Source organism: Nocardioides mangrovi, assembly GCF_020073815.1.
GTDB classification, from domain to species: Bacteria; Actinomycetota; Actinomycetes; order Propionibacteriales; family Nocardioidaceae; genus Nocardioides; species Nocardioides mangrovi.
Map to the genome: position 1 here is coordinate 156,172 of NZ_JAIQZJ010000004.1, position 24,114 is coordinate 180,285.

25 protein-coding genes are annotated in these 24,114 nt (G+C 72.5%); 12 read left to right on the plus strand and 13 right to left on the minus strand.

The genetic code is table 11. From position 1 onward, the window contains the following. Positions 1-17: 17 nt before the first annotated feature. Positions 18-764 (plus strand): SDR family NAD(P)-dependent oxidoreductase, encoded by a 747-nt coding sequence (locus tag K8U61_RS09575; protein ID WP_224122782.1) that lies wholly within the window; start codon positions 18-20, stop codon positions 762-764. 42 nt (positions 765-806) lie between these two features. Here K8U61_RS09575 and K8U61_RS09580 read toward each other — a convergent pair whose 3' ends face one another. Continuing rightward, entirely contained in the window at positions 807-1,940 is a 1,134-nt protein-coding gene (locus tag K8U61_RS09580; RefSeq protein ID WP_224122783.1) for an acyl-CoA dehydrogenase family protein, read from the minus strand. Positions 1,941-1,943: 3 nt separating this feature from the next. Beyond that, a complete protein-coding gene (locus K8U61_RS09585) occupies positions 1,944-2,738 on the minus strand; it encodes an enoyl-CoA hydratase-related protein (RefSeq protein WP_224122784.1) in 795 nt (264 codons plus the stop codon). Between the two features lie 182 nt (positions 2,739-2,920). Between K8U61_RS09585 and K8U61_RS09590 the strand changes: the two genes are divergently transcribed. Genes K8U61_RS09590 through K8U61_RS09600 form a run of 3 tightly spaced genes read left to right on the plus strand, consistent with a single transcriptional unit; the run spans position 2,921 to position 6,997 of the window. After that, positions 2,921-4,555 carry an AMP-dependent synthetase/ligase gene (locus tag K8U61_RS09590; RefSeq protein WP_224122785.1) on the plus strand — a complete coding sequence of 545 codons (1,635 nt, stop codon included), beginning with the start codon at positions 2,921-2,923 and terminating at the stop codon, positions 4,553-4,555. Next, positions 4,552-6,210: an AMP-binding protein gene (locus tag K8U61_RS09595; RefSeq protein WP_224122786.1), complete on the plus strand. Its 1,659-nt coding sequence runs from the start codon at positions 4,552-4,554 to the stop codon at positions 6,208-6,210. Before K8U61_RS09590 ends, K8U61_RS09595 begins: the two co-directional genes overlap by 4 nt. A 1-nt stretch (position 6,211) precedes the next feature. After that, complete coding sequence (locus tag K8U61_RS09600) at positions 6,212-6,997, plus strand: PaaI family thioesterase (protein ID WP_224122787.1); 786 nt, start codon at positions 6,212-6,214, stop codon at positions 6,995-6,997. On the opposite strand, the gene K8U61_RS09605 is transcribed toward K8U61_RS09600, so the two are convergent. Continuing rightward, a complete protein-coding gene (locus K8U61_RS09605) occupies positions 6,986-7,495 on the minus strand; it encodes a thioesterase family protein (protein ID WP_224122788.1) in 510 nt (169 codons plus the stop codon). The two genes, K8U61_RS09600 and K8U61_RS09605, sit on opposite strands and share 12 nt — an antisense overlap. Positions 7,496-7,620: 125 nt before the next feature. Between K8U61_RS09605 and K8U61_RS09610 the strand changes: the two genes are divergently transcribed. Then, on the plus strand, positions 7,621-8,079 hold the full coding sequence (locus tag K8U61_RS09610) for a MaoC family dehydratase (protein WP_224122789.1): 459 nt from the start codon (positions 7,621-7,623) through the stop codon (positions 8,077-8,079). A 19-nt stretch (positions 8,080-8,098) separates the two neighbouring features. Here the strand turns inward: K8U61_RS09610 and K8U61_RS09615 are convergent, their stop codons facing one another. Next, positions 8,099-8,851: an SDR family oxidoreductase gene (locus K8U61_RS09615; RefSeq protein ID WP_224122790.1), complete on the minus strand. Its 753-nt coding sequence runs from the start codon at positions 8,849-8,851 to the stop codon at positions 8,099-8,101. Next, positions 8,848-9,861: an LLM class flavin-dependent oxidoreductase gene (locus K8U61_RS09620; RefSeq protein WP_224122791.1), complete on the minus strand. Its 1,014-nt coding sequence runs from the start codon at positions 9,859-9,861 to the stop codon at positions 8,848-8,850. The genes K8U61_RS09615 and K8U61_RS09620 overlap by 4 nt, the downstream gene beginning before the upstream one ends. A gap of 124 nt (positions 9,862-9,985) precedes the next feature. Between K8U61_RS09620 and K8U61_RS09625 the strand changes: the two genes are divergently transcribed. The 6 genes from K8U61_RS09625 (at position 9,986) to K8U61_RS09650 (ending at position 15,336) form a co-directional block, all read left to right on the plus strand. Next, positions 9,986-10,909 (plus strand): LLM class flavin-dependent oxidoreductase, encoded by a 924-nt coding sequence (locus K8U61_RS09625; protein WP_224122792.1) that lies wholly within the window; start codon positions 9,986-9,988, stop codon positions 10,907-10,909. Next, the gene (locus K8U61_RS25435; protein ID WP_224122793.1) at positions 10,906-11,883 is read left to right on the plus strand and encodes a quinone oxidoreductase family protein; all 978 of its coding nucleotides are present in this window, start codon (positions 10,906-10,908) and stop codon (positions 11,881-11,883) included. The genes K8U61_RS09625 and K8U61_RS25435 overlap by 4 nt, the downstream gene beginning before the upstream one ends. Continuing rightward, positions 11,883-12,659 carry an enoyl-CoA hydratase/isomerase family protein gene (locus K8U61_RS09635; RefSeq protein WP_224122794.1) on the plus strand — a complete coding sequence of 259 codons (777 nt, stop codon included), beginning with the start codon at positions 11,883-11,885 and terminating at the stop codon, positions 12,657-12,659. Before K8U61_RS25435 ends, K8U61_RS09635 begins: the two co-directional genes overlap by 1 nt. Continuing rightward, positions 12,656-12,901, plus strand: coding sequence for a hypothetical protein (locus K8U61_RS09640; protein WP_224122795.1), 246 nt, complete (start codon positions 12,656-12,658; stop codon positions 12,899-12,901). Before K8U61_RS09635 ends, K8U61_RS09640 begins: the two co-directional genes overlap by 4 nt. 84 nt (positions 12,902-12,985) lie before the next feature. After that, entirely contained in the window at positions 12,986-14,164 is a 1,179-nt protein-coding gene (locus tag K8U61_RS09645) for a thiolase family protein (protein WP_224122796.1), read from the plus strand. 113 nt (positions 14,165-14,277) lie between these two features. Next, positions 14,278-15,336 (plus strand): NAD(P)H-dependent flavin oxidoreductase, encoded by a 1,059-nt coding sequence (locus K8U61_RS09650; RefSeq protein WP_224122797.1) that lies wholly within the window; start codon positions 14,278-14,280, stop codon positions 15,334-15,336. Between the two features lie 13 nt (positions 15,337-15,349). Here the strand turns inward: K8U61_RS09650 and K8U61_RS09655 are convergent, their stop codons facing one another. Then, on the minus strand, positions 15,350-16,123 hold the full coding sequence (locus K8U61_RS09655) for a PaaI family thioesterase (RefSeq protein WP_224122798.1): 774 nt from the start codon (positions 16,121-16,123) through the stop codon (positions 15,350-15,352). Further along, on the minus strand, positions 16,120-16,911 hold the full coding sequence (locus K8U61_RS09660; protein ID WP_224122799.1) for an SDR family NAD(P)-dependent oxidoreductase: 792 nt from the start codon (positions 16,909-16,911) through the stop codon (positions 16,120-16,122). Before K8U61_RS09660 ends, K8U61_RS09655 begins: the two co-directional genes overlap by 4 nt. A 121-nt stretch (positions 16,912-17,032) precedes the next feature. Between K8U61_RS09660 and K8U61_RS09665 the strand changes: the two genes are divergently transcribed. After that, positions 17,033-18,661 carry an AMP-binding protein gene (locus K8U61_RS09665; protein WP_224122800.1) on the plus strand — a complete coding sequence of 543 codons (1,629 nt, stop codon included), beginning with the start codon at positions 17,033-17,035 and terminating at the stop codon, positions 18,659-18,661. On the opposite strand, the gene K8U61_RS09670 is transcribed toward K8U61_RS09665, so the two are convergent. From K8U61_RS09670 to K8U61_RS09695, 6 genes are read right to left on the minus strand one after another with little or no spacing between them, the layout of a single operon-like run. Further along, the gene (locus tag K8U61_RS09670) at positions 18,655-19,431 is read right to left on the minus strand and encodes a FadR/GntR family transcriptional regulator (protein ID WP_224122801.1); all 777 of its coding nucleotides are present in this window, start codon (positions 19,429-19,431) and stop codon (positions 18,655-18,657) included. The genes K8U61_RS09665 and K8U61_RS09670 overlap by 7 nt on opposite strands. Before the next feature lie 10 nt (positions 19,432-19,441). After that, positions 19,442-20,668, minus strand: a complete 1,227-nt coding sequence (locus tag K8U61_RS09675; RefSeq protein WP_224122802.1) for an ABC transporter substrate-binding protein — start codon at positions 20,666-20,668, stop codon at positions 19,442-19,444. A gap of 44 nt (positions 20,669-20,712) precedes the next feature. After that, on the minus strand, positions 20,713-21,414 hold the full coding sequence (locus K8U61_RS09680) for an ABC transporter ATP-binding protein (protein WP_224122803.1): 702 nt from the start codon (positions 21,412-21,414) through the stop codon (positions 20,713-20,715). Further along, positions 21,411-22,109 (minus strand): ABC transporter ATP-binding protein, encoded by a 699-nt coding sequence (locus K8U61_RS09685; protein ID WP_224122804.1) that lies wholly within the window; start codon positions 22,107-22,109, stop codon positions 21,411-21,413. Before K8U61_RS09685 ends, K8U61_RS09680 begins: the two co-directional genes overlap by 4 nt. After that, positions 22,093-23,196 (minus strand): branched-chain amino acid ABC transporter permease, encoded by a 1,104-nt coding sequence (locus tag K8U61_RS09690; RefSeq protein ID WP_224122805.1) that lies wholly within the window; start codon positions 23,194-23,196, stop codon positions 22,093-22,095. The genes K8U61_RS09685 and K8U61_RS09690 overlap by 17 nt, the downstream gene beginning before the upstream one ends. Further along, entirely contained in the window at positions 23,193-24,047 is an 855-nt protein-coding gene (locus K8U61_RS09695) for a branched-chain amino acid ABC transporter permease (RefSeq protein WP_224122806.1), read from the minus strand. Before K8U61_RS09695 ends, K8U61_RS09690 begins: the two co-directional genes overlap by 4 nt. Between the last annotated feature and the right edge of the window lie 67 nt (positions 24,048-24,114).

Here is a 24,114-nt window from a genome sequence, read left to right on the forward strand (position 1 = left end):
ATCGCTAGCGTCCTTCCATGGACCTCGGACTCGCCGACGCGCCCGCACTCGTCACCGGAGGCAACCGGGGGATCGGCCTGGCCGTCGCCCATGCGCTTGCCCGGGAGGGTGCGCGGGTCGCGCTGCTCGGCCGCGACGCCGCCGCCCTGGCCGCCGCCGCGACGGCGGTCGGGCGGGGCACGCTGACGGTCACCGCCGACACCACCGACGACGCCGCCGTGCGGGCCGCCGTGGAGACCGTGGTCCAGGAGCTCGGCGGTCTCGACGTGGTCGTCAACGCCGCTGCGCCACGGGCGCAGCCGGGCCAGCCGACCGGCCTCGCAGGCCTGGACGATGCCGACCTGCTGCACCAGGTCGACACCAAGGCGCTCGGCTACGCGCGGGTCGTGCGCGCGGCCGCGCCGCACCTCGAGCGCGGCGGCGGGCGGGTGGTGAACATCAGCGGCATGAACGCGCGCTCCACCGGGTCGATCGCCGGGTCGGTGCGCAACATCGCCGTCGTCGCGATCACCAAGAACCTCGCCGACGAGCTCGGTCCCCGGGGCGTCACGGCCACCTGCGTGCACCCCGGGCTCACCGTCACCGAGCGGGTCGAGGGCGACCCGGCCTACCTGGAGCAGGCGAGCCGCAACGGCATCGGACGACCGGTCACCGCCGACGATGTCGCGGCGGTGGTCACCTTCCTGGCCTCGCCCCGCGGGGCCGTCGCCAACGGTGCGGTGATCACCGTCGACGGCGGCCGGCCGGGGCCGATCTGGACCTGAGCACCCCCGTGGCCCAGCAGATCGGGGTCCAGCAGTCCAGCTCTAGAAGATCGACTTCGCGATGATCTCGCGCTGGATCTCGTTGGTGCCGCCGAAGATCGGCGGCGCCAGGGCGCGGCGCACCTGGAACTCCATGCCGTACTCGCGGGCGTAGCCCGCACCGCCCATCAGCTGCATGCCCTCGAGCGCCGCCTTGCGGGCCACCTCGGTCGCACGCATCTTGGCCATCGAGGACTCACGGGCGAGGCCGTCCTCGTGGCCCTCGTCGATCGCCTGGGCGACGTCGTACACGAAGGCGCGGGTGGTCTCGATGTCGGTGGCGAGGTCGGCGACGCGGTGCCGCAGCGCCTGGAAGTCCGAGATCGGCTGGCCGAAGGCGTCGCGCTGGCGCATGTAGGCGACGGCGTCCTCGAGCGCGCGGCGGGCGTTGCCGATGCTGAACGCGGCGATGATCATCCGTTCGACCGAGAGCCCGCGCATCAGGTGCTTCCAGCCCTGGCCGGGCTCGCCGACGACGGCGGAGGCGGACACCCGGGCGCCGGTGAAGAAGACGTCGTTGCAGGTGCGCGCCTCCATGGTCCGCACCTCGCGCATCTCGATGCCCGGGGTGGCGCACGGGACCATGAGCAGGGTGAGCCCGGTGTGCTTGGGGCCCGAGGTGTCCTCACGGACCAGGGTGAGCATGTGCTCGGCGACGTGGGCCGCCGAGATCCAGGTCTTCTGGCCGTCGAGGACGTACTCGTCGCCGTCGCGCACCCCGCGGGTCCGGACGGCGCCGAGGTCCGAGCCGGTGCCCGGCTCGGACAGGGCGATCGCCTCGATCCGGCCGGCGGCCAGGTTGGAGACGATCGTCTTCTTCTGCTCCTCGGTGCCCCACTTGAGATAGGTCTGCGCGGCGGTCAGACCGGTGGAGTAGCCGAGCACGGGAGCCAGGCCGCGGTTGGTCTCCTCGAGGAAGACGCACTCGTCGACGAAGCCGGCGCCGCCCCCGCCGTACTCCGACGGGAGGGAGACGCCGAGCCACCCGAGCGCGGCCATCTTCTCGAGGATGACCGGGCTGTTGGCGATCGCCTCGTGGTCGGTCAGCTCCTCGAGGCCGGCGAAGCCGCCGACCTCGCGGGCGCAGAAGTCCTCGATGGCGGCCGCGAACTCGAGCCGCTCGGCGTCCAGGCGCATGCCTCAGTTCCCCCGGTACGCCGAGAAGTCGGGCTGGCGCTTCTCGTTGAAGGCGGTGATGCCCTCCTTGGACTCCTCGGTCTCGCCGAACATCTTCAGCGTCGTGTAGGCCATGTTGCCGACGCTGATGAAGTGCTCGGTGTCGGTGTTGAAGGACTGCTTGAGCACCTTGAGCGCGGTGGGGGAGTAGGAGTTCATGGTCTTGGCCCACTCGCGCACCTCGTCCTTGAGCGAGGCGGCCGGGACGACCTTGTTGACCAGGCCCCAGTCCAGCGCCTCCTCGGCGGTGAGCCGGCGCAGCATGAACCAGATCTCGCGGGCGCGCTTCTCGCCGACGACGCGGGCGAGGTAGCCGGAGCCGAGGCCGGCGTCGAAGGAGCCGACGCGCGGGCCGTTCTGGCCGAAGGTCGCGGTGTCGGCCGCGATGGTGAGGTCGGCGAGCACGTGGAGCACGTGGCCGCCGCCGATCGCGATGCCGTTGACGGCGGCGATGACGGGCTTGGGCACGTCGCGGATCACGCGGTGCAGGGACTCGACCTCGAAGAGGCCGCTGACCGACGGGCCGTAGTCCCCGGTCTCCATCCGCTGCTTCTGGTCACCGCCCGAGCAGAACGCCTTGTCGCCGGCGCCGGTCAGGCAGATGGTGCCGACCTCGTCGCTGGCCCAGGCCCGCTTGAAGCTCAGCACGAGCTCGTCGACGGTGCGGGCGCGGAAGGCGTTGTAGCGCTCGGGCCGGTTGATGGTGATCCAGGCGAGACCGTCCTCGACCTCGTACGTCACGTCCGTGAAGTCGTCCATTGCGATCCTCGGTGTCCTCTCTCCTCGGGCCCTGCCCGCTTTGGCCTGACCATTGCCGACTGTAGGTCGGCGGAACGATCGTTCACAAGTGCCCTGCGGTGTTCCGACTGGTGGTGTCGACATCCACATCGGGCCCGGCGGTCGCGGTGGTCCGCTCCGGGCCGCCCGACGATGCTCGACGGGTGACCGACGACTTCCCGACCCTGTGCGCGTCCTTCCAGGCCGTGGCCGCCGAGGGCGGTGACCGGCTCGCCCTCGCGGCACCCGGTCACCCCGGCATCACCTGGCGGGAGTACGCCGAGCAGGTGGCCGGCCTCGCGGTCGGCTTCGCCGCTCTCGGCGTACGACGGGGCGAGCGGGTCGCGCTGCTCATGGGCCCGCGCCCCGAGTTCTCGGTGGCCGACACCGCGCTGCTGCACGCGGGAGCCACGCCGTACTCCCTCCAGGAGAGCGAGCCCGTCGACCGCCTCGTCGCCCTGCTGGGCGTGGCCGGCAGCCGCGTCCTCGTGACCGACGCGCGGCTCCTGCCGCTGGCCCGCGACGCCGCCGCACGGATGCCGCTGACGCTCGTGAGCGTCGACGGGCCGGCCGACGGGGTGCTCGGGCTCGACGACGTGCGAGCGGCGGCGGACCCGGATGCCGACGCGGCGGCGCTCTGGCGCGCGGTCACCCCGGACGACATCGCGACGCTGATCTTCACCTCCGGGACGACGGGGGTGCCGAAGGCGGTCCAGCTCTCGCACCGGGCGATCTCCTCCTCCGCCGCCGACACGTTCGCGCTCGCGCCGGTCACGCGCTTCGGCGAGGTGCTCTCCTACCTCCCCCTCAACCACATCGCCGAGCGGTTCATGAGCCACTACGCGGGCCTGACCGCGGGGCTGACCGTGCACTCGGTCCCGGACCCGGCGACGCTCTACGACGAGATCGTCCGGGTCCGGCCGACCCGGTTCTTCGGAGTTCCCCGCATCTACGAGAAGCTCGTCGACCGGATCCGCGCGCTGCTCGACGCGGACCCGTCGCTCGACGCCGACGGGCTGCGCGCGGCGGTCGGCCTCGACCGCGCCGAGTACCTCGGCGTCGCGACCGCGCCGGCGGCGTACGAGATGCTCGCCTACCTCCACGCGGTCGGCTTCCCGGTCTCCGACATCTGGGGCATGTCCGAGGCGGTGATGTGCACGCTCAACCCGCCCGGCGACATCCGGCTCGGGACGGTGGGGCGCTTCCTGCCCGGCATGGAGGGGCGCATCGCCGAGGACGGCGAGGTCCAGGTCCGGGGGCGGCACGTCTTCTCCGGCTACGTCGGCGACCCGGACCGGACGGCCGAGATCCTCGGCGCCGACGGCTGGGTCCGGACCGGCGACCTGGGCCGCATCGACGACGACTACCTCACCATCCTCGGCCGGAAGAAGGAGCTGCTGATCACGGCGACCGGCAAGAACCTGATGCCGGCGGTGATCGAGGGCGCGGTCAAGAGCGCCTCGCCGCTCATCGACCACGTCGTCGCGATCGCCGACGGACGCCGCTACGTCACCGCGCTGGTCGCCCTCGACGAGGACCAGCTCCGCTCCTTCGCCGCGGGTCGCGGCCTCACCGGCGACTTCGCCGAGCTCGCCGCGAGCCCGGAGGTCCGCGCCGAGGTCGATGCCGCCGTCCGTGCCGGCAACGAGAGGCTGGCGAAGCCGGAGACCGTCCGGGGCTTCGCGATCGCGGACGCGCCGTGGCCGCCCGGAGGCGACGAGGTCACCACCACCGCCAAGCTCCGGCGCGCCGAGATCACCACCAAGTACGCCACCACGATCGAGAGGCTCTACGCATGACCGCGTTCGACGTCGAGACCCTGCGCGGCCGCCGGGCCGACCAGCGGTGGAACCGCATGTCGGTGGGCGACCTGCTCGAGCGGGTCACCTGGAGCACGCCCGACAAGGTCGCCCTCGTGGGCTGGGCCGGCGCGTTCTCCGAACCGCGCTTCGAGCGGGTCACGTACGCCGAGGGCGACCGGATCGCCAACCAGGTCGCCCACGCGCTGCTCGCCGAGGGCGCACAGCCGGGCGACCGGGTGCTGCTCTACTGCGACAACTCCGTCGAGGCGCTGCTCACGATGGTCGGCATCGCCAAGGCCGGGATGGTCGCCGTACCGGTCAACTCGCTGCTCGCTCCGGACGTGCTGCGCCACGCCCTCGAGCTGGTCGAGCCCGCGGTCGTGGTGGCCGACGCCGGGCTGGTGGCGCGCGGAGCCGAGGTGCTCGCGGCCCACGGCCGGACGCCCGCGGCCCTCATCGAGGTCGACGGGGAGGCCGGCCCGGGCGGCCGCTCGTTCGGCGCCTGGATCGACGCCCAGCCGACCCACGAGGTCGACGTGCCCGTCAGCGGCGACGACATCTGGGCGCTGCTCTTCACGTCCGGCACCACCTCGATGCCCAAGGCCTCGATGACGGCGCACTCCTACACCTACCTGAGCGGCTACGCCTACGCGATGTCGCAGACCCGCGGGCTGCGCTACGAGACCGACCTCGTGCTCGCGACCTTCCTCCCGATCGTCTACCACTGCGGCCACAACTCGGGGATCGTGCCGGCCTGGATGAGCGGCGGCACGGCGGTGGTCGGGCGCCGGCCCGACGACGTCGGCCTGGCCGAGGCAGTGACGCGCGAGAAGGTGACGTCGGTCTGGGCGGGCTCGCCGCTGTGGGTCGAGCGCCTGGTGGCCGTGGCCGAGCAGCGCGACGACATCGACCTGTCCTCGCTGACGACGGTCATGTTCTCGTGGGGCGCGATGGGGGCGGACCTGCTGCCGCGGCTGGCGGCGGTGGCGCCCCAGGCCCAGCCGCTCGAGGTCTTCGGGCAGACCGAGTCGCAGTCGTGCTTCCGGTTCTGGCCCCAGATGCACCCCGACCGGGCCGCCGAGGCCGTCGCGGGCACCAACCACGTCGGGCTCCCGACGCCACTGCTCGCCGCCGACGTCCACGATCCCGACGGCACCAGCCTGCGCGGTCGGGCCGGCGAGCCGGGCGAGGCCGTCTACCGCAGCCCGATGATCACGCAGGGCTACTACCGCAACCCGGAGGCGACCGCGGAGGCCTTCCGCGACGGGTGGTTCCACTCCGGGGACAGCTGCCGCTACGTCGAGCCGTCGGCGCAGGACCAGGTCATGGTCGACCGGCTCAAGGACGTCGTGAAGACGGGCGGCGAGAACGTCTCCAGCCTGCGTGTCGAGAACGTCCTGGCCGAGCACCCGGCCATCGCCCGCGTCGCCGTCGTCGGCCTGCCGGACCCGACCTGGGGCGAGCTCGTCACCGCCGTCGTCTCCCTCGTCCCGGGGGAGCTCGTCGAGGAGGCCGACCTCATCGCGTGGGCCCGCGCCCGGTTGGCCGGCTACGAGACCCCGAAGCGGGTCGTGTTCGTGGCAGACCTCCCCGAGACCGTGGGCGGCAAGGTGCGCAAGCACGAGCTCCGAGCCCGGCTCGCGAGCGCCTGACATGGCGTTCGTGCGCTCCGGCGCGGAGGAGCTCTTCGGGATCGAGCTGACGGTCGGCGAGGGCGAGGCGCGGGCCTCGATGCCGGTCGGCCCGTGGTTGGTCGGCCCGGACGGGCTGCCGTCGGCGGGGGCGCTCGGCGTGCTCGCCGATGACACCTTCGGGTACGCCGTCAACGCGGCCGCCCCGGGCGGCGGCTGGTCGTCGACCACCGAGCTGTCGGTCACCTTCGTCCGTCCGCTCCCGACCTCGGGGCGGGTGCACGGCCGGGCCCTCGTCGCCGCGAGCGATGCGGCGGGAGGAGTGGCCCGGGGCGAGCTGCGCGACGACGCGGGCGAGCTCGTGGCCTACGGCCACGGTCGCAACAGGTACGTGGCGATCCCGCCGCCGCTCGAGGCGATCTCCTCCGGGCGGGTCGCCCACGGGCTGGAGCTGCCCGCCCCCGGCGAGGCCGCCGGTCTCCTCGCGATCCTCGGCGACGTCGAGGTCGCGGAGCCCGGGCTCCGCCTGACCCTCGGGCCGCGGCTCGGCAACCCCCGCGGCACGCTCCACGGCGGGATCTCGCTGGCGCTCTGCGAGCTCGCGGCGGTCTACGCGGTCCCGGGGCTCAGCACCACCAGCGCGTCGACGCACTACCTGCGGCCGGCGCCGATCGGCACCCGGCTGCTCGTCGAGCCGACGGTCCGGCACCGCGGCCGCACCCTCGCGGTCGTCGAGGTGTCGGTCCGACGTGAGGACGGCGCCGAGTGCGTGCGCGCGACCGTGGTGCGGGAGGCGTCAGCGACGTAGGCCCATGGCCCCGCTGAGCGGCATCGGCCACGGCACCGCCGCGGCCTGCGCCACCCAGGCGTCGATCCCGGCAGCGACGTCGTCGGGGTAGGGCAGCGCCCGGCGGCTGTCGAGGTCGACGTGGACCAGCGCGATCTCGACCGTGCACGAGAGGACCTCCCGACGTCGGTCGAGGATCAGGGAGATCACGTGCCCCGCGCGGGAGGATCGCTCCAGGAAGAGCGTGTGCACGCTGAAGGGATCGCCCTCGTGCATCTCGCTGAAGTAGCGGATGTGGTGCTCGGCCGTGAAGACGCCCATCCGCCTGTTCGCGCGGTAGTCACGGTCGATCCCGACGTCCCGGCAGATCCGGTCGGCGCCGTGGGCGCCGTAGTCGAGGTAGTGCCGCACGTTCATGTGCCCGTTGTCGTCGATGAACTCGGGGGCGACGGTGCCCTCGAGGACCGCCGGCACGGCGAGCACCTCGTCGTACGTCGGCTGCTGGGTGGTCGGTGGCATGGCGGCACCGTAGGACGCGGGAGCGCCGGGTGCGCAGCACCGCGGAGAGCGCGGGTGTGGGGCTCGACAGGTCGCGGGTCCGGCGTCCTTTGACCGGGCGGTCCCGCATCGTGTGTCGTCGTCGCATGCTGGAGATCACCGTGGCCGAGCTGGCCGAGGCGCAGGGGCTCGACCTGGGCGCATCCCCGTGGATGGAGGTCACCCAGGAGCGGGTCGGCACCTTCGCGGACGCGACCGACGACCACCAGTGGATCCACGTCGACACCGAGCGCGCGGCCGGCGGTCCCTTCGGCGGCACGATCGCGCACGGCTACCTGACCCTGTCGCTCGTGCCGGCGCTGCTCAAGCAGCTGATGGTGATCACCGACCACGGCCGGGGGACCAACTACGGGCTGGAGAAGGTGCGCTTCACCTCGGTCGTGCCCGTCGGCGCCGAGATCCGGCTGGCCGCCTCGATCCCCGGGGCGATCCGCCGCGACGACGGCGGCGTGCAGTACCGCGTCGCCCTCCGCGTCGAGGTGATGGGGCAGGAGAAGCCGGCGATGGTCGGCGAGTCGATCTACATGACCTACCCGGCGGGCTGAGCCCTGCCCGGGGGCAGGATCAGGCCTGGGTGGTCGGGCGGACGACGACCTCGGCCACGCCCATCCGGCGCGGCGCCCGGACGACGAAGGCGATGACGTCCGCGATGTCGCTCGGGAGCAGCGGCTCGACGTCGGCGAAGAGCCGTTCGTAGTGCTCCTGCACCGGCTGCTGCTGGTGGCCGAAGAGCTCGGTCTCGACGACGCCCGGCTCGATGACCGAGACCCGGACGTGGTGCGGCGCGAACTCCTGGCGCCACGACTCCGACGCGGCCGTCACCCCGAACTTCGTGGCGTTGTAGATCGCCACGTTGCGGTTGGCGAAGCGGCCCGCGATCGACGAGATGTTGACCAGGTCGGCGACCCGCCGCGGACCGGTCGCGGCCGCGTCCACGAGGTGGGGCAGGGCGGCCTTGGTGACGTACATCAGCGCCTTGAGGTTGAGGTCGACCATGGTCTCCCACTCCTCGAGCGTCGCCTCGAGCGTGGGGCCGTTGAGCATCCGCCCGGCGTTGTTGACCACCGTGTCGAGCCGGCCGAATCTCTCGACGGTCGCGGAGACCGCACCGGTGGCCGCGACCGGGTCCCGCAGGTCCGCGGGCAGGACGAGGCACCGCTCGCCGATCTCCGCGGCCAGCTCGTCGAGCCGGTCGGAGCGGCGGCCCACCACAGCCACCGCGGCGCCGTACGACGCGAGGGTGACCGCGACCGCGCGGCCGATCCCGCTGGTCGCGCCGGTCACGAGGGCGACGGTGCCCTCGAGGTCGCGACTCACCGGGCGAAGGTCTCGATGATCGCGGTGGTGTTCTCGGCGACCCGCTCGGCCGACAGCGTGAAGCTGGGGGAGTAGAGGGCGGCGTGGTCGTAGCGCTTCTCGAGCCGCTCGACCTGCTCGCGGACGTCGTCGGTGGTGCCGTAGGCGGCCATCTCCGCGAGCATCGCGTCGGAGACGGCATCGACCATCGCGTCGTGGTCCTTGGCCCGGAAGGCCGCCTGGATCTCCGCCGTCTCGGCGCCGAAGCCGGAGGCCTCCATGACCGTCCCGTAGGCCTTGGGCGCGACGTAGAAGGCGATCTGGGCGGCCGCCTCGCGCCGCGCCTGCTCGACGGAGTCGGCGATGGCGGTGATGATCACGCCCTTGAGCGCGACGTCGGAGGCGCTTCGGCCGGTCTTCTCGGCGCCGCGCTCGATCGCGGGCCGGGCGACGTCGCCGAGGTACTGGTCGGTGATCGTCGGGTGGCAGATCAGGCCGTTGGACACCCGGCCCGCGACCTCGATCATCCGGGCGTTCACGCCGGCGGTGTAGATCGGGATCTCCGGGCGCAGGGGCGGCTCGATGTCGGCGGTCGGCGTGATGTTGCAGGAGTAGAAGCGACCCTCGTGCACGACGGGTCCCTCGTGGAGCTGCCAGAGCCGGCGCAGCAGCGGGATCAGCTCCTCCATCCGTGAGGCCGGGCCGTCGGGGTCGGTGACCCCGTGCCAGCCGACCATCATCCCGCGGGTGCCGGTGCCGAGCCCGAGCGTGAAGCGGCCCTCGCTCATCTCGTCGAGGAAGCGCGCGTCGTTGGCGAGCACGAGGGGCGAGCGGCCGACGGCGTACGCGATCGCGCTGCCCACGCCGATCCGCGTGGTGGCCGCGGCCATCGCGGCCACGGAGACGACGGCGGAGCGGTTGAGGAACTCTCCCGACCAGGCCCCGTCGAAGCCCGCCTGCTCGGCGCGCACGGTGATGTCGCGGGTGTCCTTCAGCCCGCCTGCCAGCACGGTGATCCCTCGTGTCGTCACCCGCTCAGCATCGGCGCGCGCGGCGACCGGGGCAATCGGAGGTACCCCTGCCGGGTGGAGGGCTCACCAGTGGCGGCGACCGCCGCCGGTGGCGTCGTACCTCCGCCGCGGTGACCATGGCGACGTGGACCCACAGATCCAGCTCGGCATCGCCGTCAACGACGAGCTCTTCAGCCCGGACCCCGGTGCCCGGCGTGCTGTGCTCGACCACATGGGCGACGTCGGGCTCGACCACCTGACGGTCGGCGACCACATCAGCTTCCACGGCGGCACCGGGTTCGACGGCTTCGTCGCGGCCACCGCCGCGCTCGCCTCCCACGACTCCCTCAAGGTCCTGATCGGCGTCTACCTCGCGGGCCTGCGGCACCCGATGGCCACCGCGCGGTCGCTCGCGACCCTGTCGCAGCTGGCGCCCGGTCGGCTGACGCTGGGTGTCGGCGTGGCCGGCGAGGACCGCTCCGAGGTCAGCAACATGGGCGTGGACCCGAGCACCCGCGGCCGTCGCATGGACGAGACCCTCGGCCTGCTTCGACGGCTCGCCACGGGTGAGGCGGTCGACCACGACGGCGAGTTCTTCCACCTCGAGTCCGCGAGGATCCTGCCTCCCGTCGAGCCGCGGGTCCCGATCGTCATCGGCGGTGCGGGCGACGTGGCTGTCCGCCGTACGGCGGCGTACGGCGACGGCTGGCTCGGCATGTGGTGCTCGGCGCGCCGCTACGGCGCGACCCACCAGCAGCTGCTCGAGGCCTGCGAGCAGGCGGGCCGGGACGCGCCGACCTTCGCCGGCCTCAACATGTGGGTGGGGCTCGGCTCCGACGCGGCCGCCGCGCGCACCCGCCTCGGCGAGCGGATGTCGGCGCTCTACAACCTCCCGGCCGAGAAGTTCCAGCACATCACCGCGGCCGGCCGGCCCGAGGACGTCGCCGACTTCCTGTCCGGCTACGTCGAGGCCGGCGCGCGCACGCTGACGCTGGTGCCCGTCAGCGACGACATCCACACCGCGATCGAGCTCTCGGGCCAGGTCCGCACGCTGCTGCTGGGCTCGTGAAGGCCGCGCTCCAGCGGGAGTACGGCGGCCCGGAGGTCCTGCGGGTCGAGGACGTGCCGGACCCTGAGGCGCGACCCGGCTGGACGACCGTGCGGCTCCGGGCGGCGGCGCTGAACTGGCACGACGTCCTCGTGCGCCGCGGGCAGTACTCCTCGCCGCTGCCGCACGTCCCGGGCGCCGACGGCGCCGGGATCGACGAGAGCACCGGCGAGGAGGTCGTCGTGCTGCCCTCGCTGTGGTGGGGCAGCGACGAGTCCGCGCCGGCGACGGGCTGGGAGATCCTCGGTGACCACCGCTTCGGCACCTACGCCGAGCGGGTGGCGGTGCCGGTCGAGTGCGTGCGTCCCAAGCCCGCGGGACTGAGCTGGGCGCAGGCCGCGGCCCTGCCGCTGGTCGGCGTCACCGCCTACCGCGCGCTCTTCTCCCGGGCCGGCCTGCGCCAGGGTGAGTCGCTGCTCGTGCTCGGCGCGGGCGGCGGCGTGGCCACGATGGCGGTCTCACTCGCCGCGGCCGTCGGCGCGACCGTGTTCGTCACCTCGTCGTCGGTCGACAAGATCGACGCCGCGCGCGACCTGGGCGCCGCAGGCGGCGTCCTCTACACCGACGACGGCTGGCCGGAGGCAGCGCGGGAGGCCAACCAGGGCAGGGGATTCGACGTCGTGCTCGACTCCGTCGGCACGTGGGCGCAGTCGCTGCGGGCGCTGCGTCCCGGAGGTCGGCTGGTGGTCCTCGGCGCCTCCCGCTCGGAGCACGAGGAGCTCGCCGTCCGGCCCTACTACTTCGCCCAGCACACCCTGCTCGGCACCACCATGGGCAGTCCCGCCGACTTCGCCGGCCTGCTCGACCTGCTCGCGGCGTACGCCGTGCCGCCGCCGGTGATCGACAGCACCCATCCGCTCGACGACGTGGTCGAGGCCCACCGTCGCCTGGAGGCGGGCGCCGCCTTCGGCAAGATCATCCTGGAGACCAGCTGATGCCCGTCCGCTACGACGTCGACGACCACGGCGCCGCGTTCGTCCTGCTCGACAGCCCCGAGACCCGCAACGCGCTCAGCGACGAGCTGCTCGACGAGCTGCTCGCCCGGCTGGCCGACGCGAAGGCGGACGAGGCCGTCCGGGTCGTGGTCCTGGGCTCCACCCACGACCGGGTCTTCTCGGCCGGCGGCGACCTGAAGGCGTTCGCGTCCGACGTACCCACGGTGACGAAGTACGCCGGTCTCGATCGCTTCCCCCGGCTCTACGAGCTGATCGGCGGCCTCGGCAAGCCGGTGATCTGTGCCGCCGGCGGCGACGTGCTCGCCGGTGCCTTCGGCCTCGCCCTGGCCTGCGACCTGGTCATCGCCCGCGAGGGGGTCCGGTTCGGCTGTCCCGAGATCAACGTCGGCGTCTTCCCCTTCATGATCTCGGCGCTGATCTACCGTAACCTCGACCGGCTGAAGGCCAACGAGCTGATGATGCTCGGCGACCCGATCGACGCGACGGAGGCCGCCCGCCTCAACATCGTCAACGCGGTCGTGCCGGCCGAGGAGTTCGAGGCCACGGTCCGGAGCTGGGCGCACCGGCTCGCGGCGAAGTCGCCGTTGCTGATGCGGATGGGCAAGGACGCGATCGACGCCACCCGCGACATGAGCCTCCCGGACGCCCTGTCGGCGCTGCGGTCGCAGCTCGCGCTGGCCTTCACGACCGACGACATCCAGGAGGGCGTCAGCGCCTTCCGGGAGAAGCGCGACCCCGTGTGGCGGATGAGATGAGGACGGCTACGCACGCTCCACGCATCTACTGGTTCGTGGTCTGCTCCCACACGAGGATCGCCCGCGTCGACGGCGCGTACGTGCCGGTCCCGGACTCGGTCGCGCACGCCAAGCAGATGGGCAGCTCGCTGACCGCCTGCGGGAAGCCGGTCGGCACCTGGACCCGGCTGTTCGAGATCGCCTTCCCGAGCGACGGCGAGAACTGCGCCGACTGCCTGGCCGCGGTGACACCTCGGCGCTGACGCCCGCCGAGCACTGGAGAGAGCCACACCCGGCTGCCCTGCGGCCGCGGGCGCTCAGGAGTCCGGCTGCCTAGGGTCGGCCGGGTGACTGACGGTCAGATCGTTCTCCTCGACGGGGCCAGGACCCCGGTCGGCAGCTTCGGCGGCGCCTTCAAGGACGTCCCCGGATTCGAGCTCGGCGCGACCGCGGTGCGGGCCGCGCTCGACCGCTCGGACGTCGCACCCGAGGAGGTGCGCGAGGTCGTCATGGGGTGCATCGGCCAGGTCGGTCCCGACGCCTACAACGCCCGACGCGTCGCCGTGACCGCCGGACTCCCGACGAGCACGCCGGCGTACACCGTCAACCGCCTGTGCGGATCCGGCCTCCAGGCGATCTGGTCGGCGGCGATGGAGATGCGCTGGAACGACCTCGACATCACCGTGGCCGGCGGCGACGAGTCGATGACGCGGATGCCCTTCTACGACTTCGGCGCCCGCTCCGGCTACCAGCTCGGCGACCGCGCGCTCGTCGACGGCACGGTCATGATGCTCACCGACCCCTTCCACGGCATCCACATGGGCATCACCGCCGAGCGCGTCGCCGAGCGGTACGGCGTCTCGCGCGCCGAGCAGGACGAGTTCGCCGCCGAGTCGCAGCGCCGGGCGGCCACGCCCGAGGCGAGGGCGGCGTTCGCCGAGGAGATCGTCCCGGTCGAGGTCGGTGGCCGCCGACCGGTCACCGTCACCGAGGACGAGCACCCCAAGCCGGAGACCACCGTCGAGGCGCTCGGCCGGCTCCGCCCGGCCTTCCAGAAGGACGGCTCGGTCACCGCCGGCAACGCGTCGGGCATCAACGACGGCGGTGCCGCCGTCGTGCTCGCGACTGCGGGTGCGGCCGCGGCCCGCGGCCTCACCCCGCTCGTGTCGCTCGAGGCGGTGGCGACCGCCGCCATGGAGCCCGAGCTGATGGGCTACGCGCCCGTCCTGGCGCTGCGGTCACTCTTCGAGCAGACCGGCACCCGGCCCTCCGACATCGACGTGATCGAGCTCAACGAGGCCTTCGCGTCCCAGGCCGTCGCCGTGATCCGCGACGCCGAGCTCGACCCCGCCCGGGTCAACCCGTACGGCGGCGCCATCGCCCTCGGCCACCCGGTCGGCGCCACCGGCGCCATCCTGTCCCTCCGGGTCGCCAAGACCCTCGTCCGCGAGGACCAGGAGCTCGGCATCGTGACGATGTGCATCGGCGGCGGCCAGGCCCTCGCCGCCCTCTTCCGCCGCGTCTGAGGCCGCGCGCGCCACTCACCACGTCGCGCTCGGGGTCGACACCGGCCCGACAATGTCATACATTTCGACGTACTCAGACATGCATGATGTCGAACAACGTCGAAAGGCTCTCCGTGGATGCACCGACCGGACCGATCGCGAACCGCTGGACCCGCCTGGTCGGGGTCGCCCACCCGATCGTGCAGGAGGGACTCGGTCCGTTCCGGACCCCGCGGCTGGCCGCGGCGGTGTCGAACGCCGGTGGGCTGGGGACCGTCTCGATGCCGGGGATGCCCGAGGATCTCGAGGCCGGGGCGCGGCTCTTCCGCGACCACATCGAGGAGTGCGCGACGCTGACCGACCGGCCCTTCGCGGTCAACATCCCGGTCGGCGTGGACGCGAACGGCGAGGTCCTGCCCTTCACCGACGTCTACATCCGCATGGTCCTCGACGCCCGGGCCGCGGACGCCGAGCTGGCCCGGCGCCTGACCGTGCTCACCACCTCGGCCGGCTTCCCGGGGGCGTACGTCGACCGGATCCACGACGCCGGCATGGTCCACCAGCACAAGGTCGGGTCGACCCGTCAGGCGGTGAAGGCCGCCCAGGCCGGCGTCGACGTCGTCCTCGCCGCCGGGTTCGAGATGGGCGGCCATGCGCCCGCGGCGATGGTCCACACCTACGTCCTGGTCCCGAGCGTGACCGAGGCGGTCGACGTGCCCGTCCTGCTCACCGGCGGTGCTCGCGACGGGCGCGGCCTCGCGGCCGCCCTGGCGATGGGGGCCGAGGGTGTCGCCATGGGCACGCGCTTCATCACCAGTCGCGACAACTCGGACTGGCACCCGGCGTACATCCAGGCCCTCCTCGACGCCCGGGAGGGCGACGACGTCGCCTTCGACGGGGTCTACGGTCCCTGCCGCGGGCTGCGCAACGCGGCGTCGGACGAGCTGGTCGGGCGCGGGCGCCACGGGGGGAGCGACGCGGTCGCCGAGACGCGGTGGAAGATCGAGTCGATGCAGCGCGCCCAGACCGAGGGCGATGTCGAGCACAGCCTGGTGATGACCGGCCAGGTCGCGTCGGCCATCCGCGAGCTCGTCGACGTGGCCGAGTTCGTGCCGGCCATGGCCCAGGAGGCCGCGGACGTGCTCAGGGGCGTGGTGGGCAGCCAGCTCGGGACCCCGGTCGCCGTCGGCTGACCGGTTCGGCCGACTACTGAGCGGTCACGCGGGCGGAGACGACGACCCGGCCGTCCACGGTGCCGGTGACGTCGCCGACCCACAGCGATCGGCCCGCGTGGACCGTGTGCGCCCGGAGGTCGACCGTGGCGCCGGGCGCCCCGGCCCGCGTGTGGACGCAGTGGACCGAGGTGGTCGCCAGGTCGCAGCCGGCGTCGATCCTGGCCTGGGTGGCCACCAGCTCGGCGGCCGCGAAAGAGACGCCGCCGTGGAGGACTCCGCGCGGGTTCTCCAGTTCCGGGACCACGGCGAGCCGGGTGATGTCGCCGTCCCGCTCCAGCCCGAGCAGCGCCGCGAGTCCGCCTGCGACGGCCGCGGGGGTCGGGAGACCGCCCTGTCGCTGGGCCGCATCCGGCTCGGCCGGCCCGACGCGCCGTCCGCGCTCACGGCAGTGCGCCAGGACGCGGCCCTCCGCGTCGAGGACCTCGCCGACGGCGTACGAGCCGACCTCCACGGTGTGGGCGCGGCCGATGAGGCGGCCGGTGGTCGGCAGCGGCGCCAGCAGGTCGAGGGACAGCTCGGTGCTGACCGTCCATGCGTCCGGGGGCAGGCTCTCGATGAGCGAGTAGCCGAGGACCTCGTCGACCAGCACGCCGAGCGCGCCGACGGCCGTCCGGCCGTCCGGTCCGACGTGGCGCTCGTCGAGCACCAGGGAGCCGGTCATCGCGGCCCCTGCGCCTCCGGTCGCGTCGATCTCGTCGACGCCGAACCAGAGGTCGGGCGACGTCGCTCGGGTCGCGGTGCTCACGCGGCCGAGATCCCGCCGTTGACGCTGATGGCCTGTCCGGTGAGCTTCGCCGCGCTCGGCCCGCCCAGGAAGACGACGAGCGAGGCCTGGTCCTCGGGCTCGGCGACCCCCAGGTGCGCCTGGGCGGCCGCGCGCTCGAAGAGCTTCTTGCTGAAGCCGTCGCGCAGCACGTTCTCGGCCGTCGGGGTCCCGGCGATCAGGGACGGGGTGAGCACGTTGCAGCGCACGCCGTCCCGCTTGCCCTCGATCGCCGCGACCCGCGTGAACATGACGATCGCCGCCATCGCGGCGCCGAGCACCGACTCTCCCGGGGTGGCGACCTTGGCGGCGTCGGAGGCGATCGTGATGATGCTGCCGCCGCCCTGGTCGGCCAGCAGCGGCATGGCGGCCCGGGTGAGCAGCATCGGTGGCAGTGCCTGGCCCAGCATGATCCCGGCCACGTCGTCGTACGGGATCCGGCTCAGGAGCTCGGGCCGGTACGTGGCGGTCGTCGAGCTGACCACGACGTCGAGCCCGCCGAGCAGCCGGTGCGCCTCGTGGACGATGTGCTCGACCTGCTCGTGCTGCGCGGCGTCGCAGCGCAGGAACTCCACCTGGGCCTCCGGTGCCTGCCTGCGCAGGTCGTCGCGCACCGCCACCCCCCGCTCCTCGGTGCGAGCCAGCAGGGCGAGGCGGCGCACCCCCGCGTCGAGGAAGGCTCGAGCGCTCGCGAGCCCCACGCCGGAGGTGCCGCCGGCGATGAGCACGGCCGCCTCGTCGTACCGGGCGACCTTCGGCCTGTCGACCACGGATTCCTCCTCATGTAGGGATCTACAAATTTAGTGACTGAGTGAACTTGAGTGTCTCAGATCGACGCGGCACCATGGCGTGACCCAGGTCACTTGCCGTCCACCGAGCCCGGAGCGCCGTATGTCCACCACCGCCGCCCTCACCACCTCCTACCGACCGGCCGAGCCGGGTGAGGTCCGGGAGGCCACCGTCTGCGACCTCCTGCGTCATGCCGCGGCGACCGTGCCCGGCCGCCTGGCCCTCGTCGACTTCGGCCCCGAGGAGCGCCGCGAGTGGAGCTACGCCGAGCTGCTCACGGATGCGGAGCTCGCCGCCCGGGCGCTCCTGGCTCGCTACGAGCGCGGTGACCGCATCGCGGTCTGGGCACCCAACAGCGGGGAGTGGGTCGTCCTGCAGCACGCGATCGCGTTGGCCGGAATGGTCCTCGTGGCGCTCAATCCCGCCTACCGAGGACGGGAGATGGAGTTCGTCCTGAACCAGTCCGGGGCCGCGGCGCTCTTCTGTCCCGGGCTCTACCGGGGGTTCGACATGGCGGCGCTCGCCGACGACATCCACCCGCGCGTGCCCACGCTGCGCGGCGTCCACCGCTTCGAGGACTGGGAGGCGTTCCTGGCCAGCGGCGATCCCCGGACGGAGCTTCCGGAGGTCCAGCCGCGCGACCTCATCCAGGTCCAGTACACGTCGGGTACGACGGGCTTCCCCAAGGGCGCGATGCTCCACCACATGGGCCTGGTCAACGAGGCCACCTTCGTCGCCGAGCGGGCGGGCATGGCCGACGGCGGCGTCTACGTCAACGCGATGCCGATGTACCACATCGGGGGCGGCGCGGTGACGTCCTTCGGCGCGTGGGCGATGCGTGGCACCTTCGTGCTCCTGCCCGGCTTCGACCCGGGCGCGGTCCTCGAGGCGTTCGAGGCCTACCGGGGAACCCACACCCTGCTGGTGCCGACGATGCTGATCGCCGTCCTCGACCATCCCGACCTGCTCACCCGTGAGCTGTCGAGCGTGCAGACCATCCTGAGCGGCGCCGCTTCCGTCCCGGCGTCACTGGTGCGTCGGACGATCGCGACCCTGGACTGCCAGTTCAGCATCCTCTTCGGCCAGACCGAGTCGCACGGCGTGGTGAGCCAGACGCGGGTGACCGACACGCCGGACGACCAGGCCGACACCGTCGGGCAGCCGTTGCCCCGGCTCGAGCTCAAGATCGCCGACGTGCAGGGTGAGCCGGTGCCGATCGGCGCGCAGGGCGAGATCTGTGTCCGCGGCTACCAGAACATGCTCGGCTACTTCGACATGGAGGAGGAGACCACCGCGACCATCGACGCCGACGGCTGGCTCCACATGGGCGACATCGGGACGCTCGACGAGCGAGGCTTCCTGCGGGTCACCGGCCGGGTGAAGGACATGATCGTGCGGGGCGGCATGAACCTCTACCCGGCGGAGATCGAGGCGGTCCTGCTGGACCACCCGGCCGTCGAGACCGCCGCGGTGGTCGGCGTACCGGACGAGCACTGGGGTGAGCAGGTCGGCGCGGTCCTCCGCATCCGGTCGGGGTTCGAGCGGCCGACGTCGGCAGAGCTGACGGCGTTCGTCCGTGAGCACATCGCCCCGCACAAGGCACCGGTGTACTGGGCCTTCGCCGAGACGCTGCCGATGACCCCGAGCGGCAAGATCCAGAAGTTCGTGCTCCGCGAGCAGCTCTCGACCGGTGACCTCGTCTTCGACGAGGTCCGGTCGCCGACTCACTGAGGAGTCACGAGGCCGCCGGCGCGGCTGGCGGACAGCTCGGTCCCGGTCCAGTCGAGGGAGGCGTCGAGGTCCTCGCCGACGGCCTCGACGTAGGCCCGCACGTGTCGGTCCATCCGTCGGCGGGCGAGGTCCGCGTCGCCGGCACGGACCGCCTCGGTGATCGCGAGGTGGGCGCGGCAGGTGTCGGCCCGGACCTGGGCGTCGACGCGCCCGACATGACCGGTCGAGTCGTAGATCAGCTCGGCCAGCGCCTCCATGAGCCCGGCCAGCAGCTCGTTGCCCGAGGCCCGGGCGACGGCGACGTGCCAGTCCACGTTGGCGCGCAGGAAGCCGCTCACCTCGCCGGCGATCGCCATGGCGTGGTTGCTGGCGTCCATCGAGGCCAGGCCGGCACCGGTACGCCGGGCGGCGGCCAGGCCGGCGCAGGCCGGCTCGACCGCCGCCCGGGTCTGCAGCAGTGCCCCGACCGCGACGTGCGGTCCACGCAGCACCATGCGGACCGACCTCGCGACCAGGTGGCCGTCGGGCCGACGGACGTAGGCACCGCCGGCCCGACCCGTTCGGATCTCCACCAGCCCGTGGACCTCCAGGATCCTGAGCGCCTCACGCACCGAGGTGCGGCTCAGGCCGGACTGCGTCACCAGGGCCCGCTCGGACGGGAGCGCGGTGCCCTCGGGGAGGAAGCCGCCGGTGATGCGGTCCGCGAGCGCCTCGGCCAGCACGTCGCTGGCCTTGGGCACCCGGAGGCGGCCGAGGGATCCGGACGTCATGCGAGCGAGGTCACTTCAGGTTGCAGTCCGGGTTGGCCGTCGGGTTGTTCTCCGACGCCGGAATGGCCGCGGTGGCCTTGAGGATCAGCTGTCCCTGGGCATCTCGCTCCACGGTGCCGACGTAGGTGGGCGCCTCGATCTGGTGGTCCTCGGCGCGCATCGTGACCTCGCCCTGGATCGAGTCGTAGGTGAGGCCCTCGAGTGCGTCGGCGACGTCGCCCGGTGCGATGCTGCCCGCCTTCTCGATGCCGGCGAAGATCGTCTGCATCCCCATGTACCCGTTGCCGATGTTCTCGGTCGGGCCCTCACCGTTCTTCTCGGTGTAGGCCTTCACGAAGGCGGCGGTCTCAGGGGTGTCGGCGGTCGGCAGCCAGTTGTTGGTGCCCAGGGCGCCGACGAGCCGGTCGTCGTCGAGTGCGGCCAACGTCGTCGACGACAGACCCGTGTTGGCGAGCACCGTGTCGTACTTCTGCAGCACGCCGAACTGCAGGGCCTGCTTGTAGAAGTTCACCGCGTCGGCGCCGGCGAGCGACACGACGAGGCCACCCTTGCCGCTGAGCTGGCTGAGGTAGCTGCCGAAGTCCGTGGTGCCGAGAGGTGAGAACAGCTTCGCGCCGAGATCGCTCCCCTCGTCCTCGAGCGCGTTCTCGACACCGGTGGTGCTCGCCTGCCCGAAGGAGTAGTCCGCGGCGATGCTGTCCCACTGCGGCTCATCCTCCTGCCCCAGCCAGTAGGCGATCGTGTTGATCCCGACCGTGTCGTTGGCCGTGGTCCGGAAGTAGCGCGGCGTGCACGCCTTCCCCGTCAGGTCGTCGCTCTGTCCCTGGGTGCCGATCATCAGGGCGTCCCAGGCCTCGAGCTTGGGCGTCACCGCCGCCATCTCGGGCGACGACACCATGCCGATCACGTACGGCGCCTGCTTGTCCTGCACCAGCTTCTGGGCGGCCGCGAGGGCTCCCTCGGGGGTGCCGAGGTCGTCGGCGAACTCGAGCTCGATCTTGTGTCCGTCGATCCCGCCGTCGGCGTTCGCCTCGTCGGCGGCGAACTGGATCCCCTTGCGCTGCTCCTCGCCGTACGCCGCGTAGGGCCCCGACTGGGGCGTGACGACGGCGACCCGGATCGGGCCGTCGGTGTCCTGCTTGGCGGTGTTGGCGGCGCCGCCGGAGCAGCCCGCGGCCGCCATGGTCAGGCCGGCGGCGGCGACGATCGCTCCGCCTCGGACTCGTGCGTTCTTCATCTGTTCTCCCATCAGGACGGCCGCAGGGCCAGGTGTGGTGCGGATCAGACCCCGACGAGGTCGCGGAGCGCCTCGTCCGAGGTGTCTTCGACGCGGCCCTCAGCGACCGTCTCGCCCTTGAGCAGTACGGCGTACCGATCGGCGAGGCGGGTCACGAGGTCCAGGCGCTGCTCGATGAGCAGCATCGACGTGCCGGCCGCCTTGAGGTCGGCGAGGCAGTCCCCGAGAAGATCGATGACCACCGGCGCGAGGCCCTCGGACGGTTCGTCCAGGAGCAGCACCCGTGGGTTGGACATGAGCGCACGACCGATGGCCAGCATCTGCTGCTGGCCGCCGCTGAGCTGCGTGCCCAGCGAGTCGCGTCGCTCCTTCAGGTCCGGGAAGGTGCGGTACACGCTGGCGAGGTCCCAGGGCCCGCGCCGGCGTGGTGCCGTCCCGACGACCAGGTTCTCCTCCACGGTCAGCGTGGGGAGGATCCAGCGGCCCTGCGGCACGAGGGCCGCGCCGCGCCGGGCGGCCTCGTGCGGGCGTCGACCGCGCAGCGGCGCACCGTCGACCGTGATGCTGCCGCCGCGGAGGTGGGCGATCCCGAACATCGCGTTGAGGCTGGTGGTCTTCCCCACCCCGTTCGGGCCGAGCAGCGCGAAGGACTCGCCCTCGGCGACCTCGAAGCTCAGACCGTCGAGGATGAGGGCGTCGTCGTAGTAGGCGCGGACGCCGTCGAAGGCCAGCACCGGGGCGGTCATGCCGCGCTCCGGCCGAGGTAGGCCGCCACGACCTGCGGATCCCGGCGCACCTCCTGCGGTACGCCGTCGGCGATCACCGCTCCGTGGTCGAGCACCGTGAGCCGGTCGCACACGCGGTAGACGACCTCGAGGTGGTGCTCGACGAGCACCACCGTCATGCCGCGGTCCCGCACCAGGGCCGCGAGGTGGTCGGCGAGCGCGATGCTCTCCTCCCGCGACAGTCCCGCGGCGGGCTCGTCGAGCAGCACCAGGTCCGGGGCGCCGACCAGGGCGAGGGCGATGTCGACGCGTCGCTGTTCGCCGTACCCGATCTCGGCGGGCGTGACGGACAGGCACTGCCCGAGGTCCAGGGCAGCGACGATGGCGTCGACGTCCTGCTCGCCCACCAGCCGGGCGGCGAGGTCGAGCTGGTCCGCGACGGTGAGGGTCGGGTAGACGCTGATGCGCTGGAACGATCGGGCGATGCCGAGGTGCCGACGCCGACTGGCCGAGAGGTCGGTGATGTGCCGACCGCGGTAGCGCACGGTGCCGCTGGTCGGTCGACGCCGGCCGGACACCAGGTCGATGCAGGTGCTCTTGCCGGCGCCGTTGGGACCGATGAGGCCGTGGATCGAGCCTTCGGCGACCTCGAGGGTCACCTGGTTGACGGCCTTGACGCTGCCGTAGGCGAAGGAGAGGTCATCGAGCTGCAGCACGGCGGGCTCCTGCGGTGTCGGTGGAGGGGGCGGCTCCGGCGTCGAGCGGATCGCGAGCGGGCGCGGGTGGGGCGGGCTCCGTGGCGCGGTGACGGACCCGGACGACGGCCGCCGTCCGCGCCCGTGCCGCGATCTCGGCGAGCCCGCCGGGCGCCACCAGGACGACGATGATGAGCACGACGCCGAGCACCGCCTGGTAGTGCGCGCCGCTGCCCGACAGGTAGTTCTGCAGCACGATGAAGAGAGCTGCTCCCACCGGGGGACCCAGCACGCTGCGTACGCCGCCGATGACGGCGACGATCAGCGCCAGTCCGCCGGTGGACCAGTAGAGGGTCTCGAGCGAGATGAAGCTCGTGGTGACCAGGTTGACCGTGCCGGCCAGGCTGGCGACGAGCCCGGAGACGGTGAAGGCGACGACCCGGGGCCAGTAGGTGGCGTAGCCGGAGAAGCGCACCCGCTCCTCGTTGTCGCGGATCGAGGCCAGTCGCCGACCCCAGGTCGTCCGGCTCAGTGCCCACAGCGCGGCGACCGAGGCCATGAGCAGGCCCCACACGAGCGGCCACGCGTCGACGGGGTTGCCGTACATCACGACGTCCTTGCCGAGCAGCGACCCCTCGAGCGAGACGTTGAGCCCGTCGGCGCCCCGGGTGATCGAGTGGAGCTGCCCGCCGGCCACCCACACCAGCATCCCGATGGCGAGGGTGAGCATCGCGAACGCGATGCCCGGGACCCGGATCGTCACCAGTCCGACCACGAGCGCCGCGACCACCCCACAGCCGATGCCGGCGAGCAGGGTCAGCCCGATCGGCAGCGAGGCGTGCTCGGCGACGTACGCCGTGCCGTAGCCGGCGATGCCGTAGAACGCCGCATGGCCGAAGCTGAGCTGTCCGGTCTGGCGCAGCAGCCATCCGATGCTGAGGGCGAGGATGCCCATGATCGCGGCCTGCTGGGCGAGCTGGAGCTGGTAGAGCGTCAGCACGTACGGCGCGCCGAGGCCGACGAGCGCCAGGACGACCCAGCCGGCGACCTCCCACCGGGCGCCGCGGCGGGCCCGGCGCAGGGTGTCGGCGACGGTCGGCGCGCTCACAGCGCCGTCCTCCTGCCCGCGATGCCCTGCGGTCGCAGGAGCAGCACCACGAGCATCAGCAGGTAGGGCACGTACGCCGACAGCGTGGGCGCGTGGACCGCGGTGATGGAGTTGGCGAGGCCGATCAGGAGCGCTGCGACCATCGGCCCGCCGATGCTGCCGAGGCCGCCGACGACGACCACGATGAAGGTGATGATCAGGATCTGGGTGCCCATCGCGGGCGAAAGCGTCAGGTAGGGACCGGCCAGGACGCCGGCGAGCCCGGCCAGCCCGAAGCCGAGAGCCACGACCGTGGCGGACACCCGGTCGACGTCCACGCCCATCGCGCCGGCCGTCACCCGGTCGTCGCTGGATGCCCGGACGAAGAGTCCCGTGCGTGAGAACTTGAGCCAGGTCATCAGGCCGGCGCAGGCCAGCAGCCCGACCGCGATCACGAAGAGCCGGTACGTCGGGTAGGTGGCGAACCCGAGGTCGGTGCTCCCGGCGAGCACCGAGGGCGGGTCGATCGTGTAGGCCTGGGTGCCCCACACGGACTGCACCACGTCGGCGATCACGAAGGTGAGGCCGAAGGTCAGCAGCACCATGTCCAATGGGCTCCGGCCGACGAGGTAGCGCAGGCCGAACCGGTCCACGAGAAGCCCGGCCACGGCGAGCACGACGGGCACCACGACGAGGGCGACCCAGAACGACGTCCGGCCCGAGAGCGACATCGCGACGTACGCCGCGAGCATGTAGACGGCTCCGTGGGCGAAGTTGACCACGCCGCGGAGGCCGAAGATCAACGCCAGTCCCGAGGAGAGGACGAGGAGGAGGACGCCGAACGCGAGACCGTTCAGCACCTGGACTGACATGGACACTCCTGGGTTGTCGGGAGATGGGCAGGGTGCAGCAACCGAGGGACCCGGGTGGGTCCGCGGC